Annotated in this window: 4 protein-coding genes and 1 pseudogene; all 5 read left to right on the forward strand. The window is 36.2% G+C overall.

Features of this window, described 5'->3' with window-relative positions; all coding sequences use genetic code 11:
• Positions 1–375 (forward strand): annotated as a pseudogene (locus tag ACIPNH_RS05670) (Rne/Rng family ribonuclease); the annotation flags it as partial.
• Between the two features lie 86 nt (positions 376–461).
• On the forward strand, positions 462–2,384 hold the full coding sequence (gene dnaK / locus ACIPNH_RS05675; RefSeq protein WP_012673300.1) for a molecular chaperone DnaK: 1,923 nt from the start codon (positions 462–464) through the stop codon (positions 2,382–2,384).
• 70 nt (positions 2,385–2,454) lie between these two features.
• A complete protein-coding gene (locus ACIPNH_RS05680; RefSeq protein WP_077188332.1) occupies positions 2,455–2,739 on the forward strand; it encodes a BolA family protein in 285 nt (94 codons plus the stop codon).
• A gap of 7 nt (positions 2,740–2,746) precedes the next feature.
• Positions 2,747–3,988 carry a cystathionine beta-lyase gene (gene metC / locus ACIPNH_RS05685; RefSeq protein ID WP_400772175.1) on the forward strand — a complete coding sequence of 414 codons (1,242 nt, stop codon included), beginning with the start codon at positions 2,747–2,749 and terminating at the stop codon, positions 3,986–3,988.
• The gene (locus ACIPNH_RS05690; RefSeq protein ID WP_264339652.1) at positions 3,963–5,399 is read left to right on the forward strand and encodes a Mur ligase family protein; all 1,437 of its coding nucleotides are present in this window, start codon (positions 3,963–3,965) and stop codon (positions 5,397–5,399) included. The genes metC and ACIPNH_RS05690 overlap by 26 nt, the downstream gene beginning before the upstream one ends.
• Positions 5,400–5,521 lie beyond the last annotated feature (122 nt).

Here is a 5,521-nt window from a genome sequence, read left to right on the forward strand (position 1 = left end):
TCAAACGAAGTAATTGTTTCATCAATACTAAGGGATTTACAACATATTGCTAACAAGAATCGAAATAAGTCTTTTGATTTAGTAGCACACAGTGCAGTTATAGCGCACATTTTTAATAACAAACGCAATACAGTTTCTACAATCGAAAAAGAGTTTAATATTACATTGAACGTTAGTATTGATAACAGTTTAGATGTAAATACATTTGTTTTAAAACAAGGAGATGATGTTAATTTAAACGGTTATAAGCCATTACAGAACTCTGGATACCAAATTGGGGATAGCAGCAATGAAGAAGCTGATAATTCAAATAAACTACGAGGCAATTTTTGGCTGACTAAGTGGCTTTCGCGCCTTTTAAGTTCTAATAACTAATTAGAAACCTAAATTGGGCTTGTAATTAATGAGCCCTATACTTATATATTCTTATATCAGATAATATTTACAATGGGGTACTCATTATGGGAAGAGCAATAGGCATAGATCTCGGAACAACAAATTCTTGTGTTGCAATAATGCAGGGCAAAGATACAAAGGTAATAGAAAATAAAGAAGGGGCAAGAACTACTCCATCTATAGTTGCATTGACTTCTTCAGGAGAAAGGTTGATTGGTGCTCCAGCAAAAAGGCAAGCAACCACCAATGCAAGTAATACCTTTTTTGCTACTAAGAGATTAATAGGCCGTCAATATAGTGATCCTGAGATGAAAAATCTAAGTGTACCATACAAAGTATTTGCAGCAAAAAGTGGTGATGCATGGGTTAAAACAACTGATAATAAAGAATATTCTCCTAGTCAAATTGGTGCATTTATACTACAAAACATGAAAGAGGCAGCAGAAGCTTATCTTGGAGAGGAAGTAAAAGATGCTGTGATAACAGTGCCAGCATACTTCAACGACTCTCAACGTCAAGCAACAAAAGATGCAGGAAAAATTGCCGGATTAAATGTACTCAGAATAGTAAATGAACCGACTGCTGCAGCACTTGCTTATGGTCTTGATAAGAAACATGGGCACACAATAGTAGTATATGACCTTGGTGGTGGTACATTTGACGTTTCAATACTTGAAATAGGTGATGGAGTTTTCGAAGTGAAAGCAACAAACGGTGATACCCATCTTGGAGGTGAAGACTTTGATAATGGAGTAGTGAGTTATTTACTAGATGAATTCAAGAAAAGTAATGGCATTGATTTGAAAAATGATCCAATGGCTATGCAAAGAATCAAAGAAGCTGCTGAAAAAGCGAAAATTGAATTATCAAGTGCAATGGAAACGGAAATAAATCTACCGTTTATTACAGCTGATGCAAGTGGTCCAAAACACTTAAATATGAAATTAACGAGAGCAAAACTTGAAAGCTTAGTGAATGATTTAATCGAAAGAACTATGGCTCCTTGTAAAAAAGCTCTTGAGGATGCTGGTTTATCTGCTAGTCAAATTGGCGAAGTGGTTCTTGTTGGTGGCATGACTCGTATGCCAAAAGTCATAGAGAAAGTTAAAGAATTCTTTGGCAAAGATCCACATAGAGGAGTTAACCCTGATGAAGTTGTAGCAATTGGAGCTGCAATACAGGCGGGAATCATTCAAGGTGATGTAAGAGATGTGTTACTACTTGATGTGACCCCACTTTCTCTTGGTATTGAAACTCTAGGAGGAGTATTCACTCCACTTATTGAGCGTAATACTACAATTCCTACTAAAAAATCTCAGGTGTTTTCAACTGCAGAAGATAACCAAACAGCTGTTACAATTAAGGTGCATCAGGGTGAAAGAAAACTGGCAGTTGATAATAAGCTACTCGGTCAGTTTAGTTTGGAAGGGATACCTCCTGCTCCGCGCGGAAGGCCACAAATTGAAGTGACATTTGATATAGATGCAAATGGAATAGCACACGTTTCTGCAAAAGATAAAGCTACTGGAAAAGAGCAAAAAATACGCATTCAATCTTCAGGTGGTTTATCTGATGATGAAATAAATCGCATGGTAAAAGAAGCTGAAGAAAAAGCGCAAGAAGATGAAAAGCGCAAAAAGTTTATTGAAGTGAAGAATCAAGCGGATAGCTTAGTCCATTCTACAGAAAAGTCTCTGACAGAGTATGGTGATAAAGTTTCACCAGAAGATAGATCTGCTATTGAAAATGCAGTTAACGAATTAAAAGAAGTTAGTAAATCTGATAACATTGATGACGCTGATTCAATACAGCAGAAAGTCACTAATCTTTCTCAATTATCTATGAAACTTGGAGAAGCTATGTATCAAGCATCTCAACAAAATAGTGCTGAAAATGGCTTTTCATCAGAAGGAAATCCAAATGATAAAGAGGAAAAAGTAGTAGATTCTGATTATCAAGACATAGATAATAAAGAAGAGAATAAGTAATTGCGATTGTCATCCAAGTAGCTGATACTGGGATGACAAGAGGAGCATATTGTTGCTTAAAGAAACCATTATGGATATTATTAAAACAATAGAAGAAAAGATACGCGATTCGATAGATGTAATTGATATCAACATTATCGATGAATCAGCAAAGCATGCTGATCATTATTTTGCTTCATCTTCAACATTACCTTCGCACATTAAATTAATATTAATATCTGACGGCTTTATTGGAATGAGCGTTCTAAAAAGACACAAGTTGATTTATGAGTTATTGAAGGGTGAGATAGAGCTAATACATGCAATTTCTCTTCACTTGTATACGCAAGATGAGTACAATTTAAAAAATAAATAATAAAAATGTGAAGGAAGAGTCTATATTAGTTAAAGCAGGAAGAAAATTTAATGACTATAAAGGTTCTATGAACCCGCCAGTTTATCATTCTTCTACCATATTATTCCCTACTTACAAGGACTACTTAAATGCAGCAAATGGAGAAAGTATATACGATGTAATCAACGATGATGTTGCAAGAGATTACAGCTATAGTAATGTTGGTACTCCCACTGTTCATTATTTTTCAAATGCACTGGCTGAAATTGAAGGAAGTGGACAAGCGCTTATTTTTCCTTCCGGACTATTTGCACTTACTTTTGCTATTTTGACTTTCACTAAAGCAGGTTCTCATGTTTTAATTCAGGATAACAGTTATTACCGACTCAAGAGATTTGCCGAAAATGAGTTACCAAACAGGGGAATAGAAGTAACTTTTTATGATCCAACACAGGATATAACTGATTTAATTCAGAGTAATACTTCATTGATAATGATCGAGACTCCTGGTTCTGTAACGTTTGAGATTTCGAATATAGAGCATATAGTAAAAGTTGCTAAAGAACGTGGAATCGTAACCGTTTGCGACAATTCATGGGCCACTCCTTTGTTATTTAAGCCGCTTGATTATGGAATTGATGTTGCACTATATGCGGTAACAAAGTATCTAGCCGGTCACTCAGATTTAGTGATGGGAGCTATGGTTGCTGAAGGTGAAACTTTTAAATTGCTTTATGAGAGCCATAAAAATTATGGGGTAACCATTCAATCGCACGACTGCTACCTTGCACATAGGGGACTAAGAACACTGCACACACGTATAAAAAGGCACCAAAATGCAGCAATGGAAGTGGCAAAGTGGCTAGAAAAACATTTAAAAATCAAAAAAGTTTTGTACCCAGCACTTCCCTCCCATCCTCAACACGAATTATGGAAAGGTTACTTTAAAGGAGCAAGCGGCGTATTCAGTATAGTATTGGGTAGAGAATATTCATGTGAAGAACTAAGCTGCATGGTTGATCACATGAAAATTTTTGGTATCGGTGCTTCTTGGGGAGGGTGCGACAGTTTGATATTACCAATAGATCGTAGATCTATGTCAAGATCTGTAATGAATTCAGATTATGGTGGAAGTTTTATACGGATATTTTGTGGACTGGAAGATCCTGAAGATTTGATCTTTGACCTTAATGACGCACTAAAAAGGTTACCATGTTTAGACTTTCAAAACGATGAAGTAGGACATGAAACTGAGAGAATTACTGCATAACATTATTGATGTTAACTTTGATATTGAAATCAAAGGCGTCACATGTAATCCCAAGAAAATCAAGGAAGGTTATCTTTTTGTTTGTGTGTCAGAAAGGGATAGGATTTACATAGATCAGATATTATCTTGTGGAGCTAAAGCGATAATTGCAAGTGATTGCATAACAGAAGCTTCAAGCCTTGGTATCATTCCAACGCGTGATGCTGGAATCTGTATCTTCCACCCAAACCCTCAAGAAATATACAGCGAAATAGTCAGCAGGTTTTATCAATTCAAACAGCCAAAATATGTTGCTGCTGTAACAGGCACAAATGGCAAGACTTCAGTAGTAGAATTTTGCCGCCAGATCTGGCAAAACGCTGGCTATAATGCTGCGTCTATTGGAACACTTGGAACATGCATCAATAATGGTAGAAAAGGTAATAGCAACAGTCTTACCACTCCAGGTGCAGATGACCTTTACGCAGCATTACGTGATATAGATAATAAAAACGTAGAGCACTTAGTGTTAGAAGCATCAAGTCATGGGATTGATCAATATAGAATCCATGGATTAAAGTTGAGTGCTGCAGCTTTTACTAATTTCTCGCAAGATCATTTAGATTACCATAAAAGTCTTGGTGGATATTTAGAAACTAAAAAAAGGTTATTTTACGAAGTATTACCAGAAGGAAAAACAGCGATTTTAAATGCGGATATAGATGAATACGGCGCATTGCTTAAAATAGCTGAAAAACGCAGTAATAAAGTTGTGACTTATGGAAAAAAAGGCTCTGATATTACTTTATTAGAGCAAACATCAACCCCTAATGGTCAACATCTTACAGTAAAAATTGATAACCAAATTTACAATACATTTTTCCCAGTTTTAGGAAAATTTCAAGCATATAATCTGCTATGTGCAATTGGTATATCTGGATTAAATTACAGAGAAATATGCGTAGAAAAACTCGTTTCTCCACCAGGAAGAATGGAAAAAGTGAAACCTTTTGCATTCGTGGATTACGCTCATACTCCAAGTGCGCTTAAACAAGCCCTATTGTCTTTAAAATGGCATATCAACAAAAAAATAATTCTAGTTTTTGGATGCGGTGGAAATCGCGATCAGACGAAACGTTCAGAAATGGGCAAAATAGCACAAATGTATGCAGATAAAGTAATAATTACAGATGATAATTCGCGTGATGAAGATCCGGCAAAAATTCGCCACGATATTTTGCTACATTGCCCTGATGCACTGGAGATAGGAGGTAGGAGAGAAGCTATAGAGAAAGGCGTAGATATTGCCTATAACGAGGGTATGATTCTGCTAGTTGCAGGAAAGGGAAATGAGAAATTTCAAATTATAGGCAACCAAACTTTTGAATTTAGCGATGTTGAGGTTATTAAAAATCATGCCTTAACATACTGATTTTCGCAATGGGCTTACCTCCGCTAATGTGCGAATATTGAAGCAAAAGTGATGTCATCCCAGTGCTTGACACTGGGATGGCTTTGTTGCATAGCAACTGAAAAAATCTGGTGGCTACTGAC

It is taken from the genome of Wolbachia endosymbiont of Drosophila barbarae, from assembly GCF_044752445.1.
GTDB classification, from domain to species: domain Bacteria; phylum Pseudomonadota; class Alphaproteobacteria; order Rickettsiales; family Anaplasmataceae; genus Wolbachia; species Wolbachia pipientis.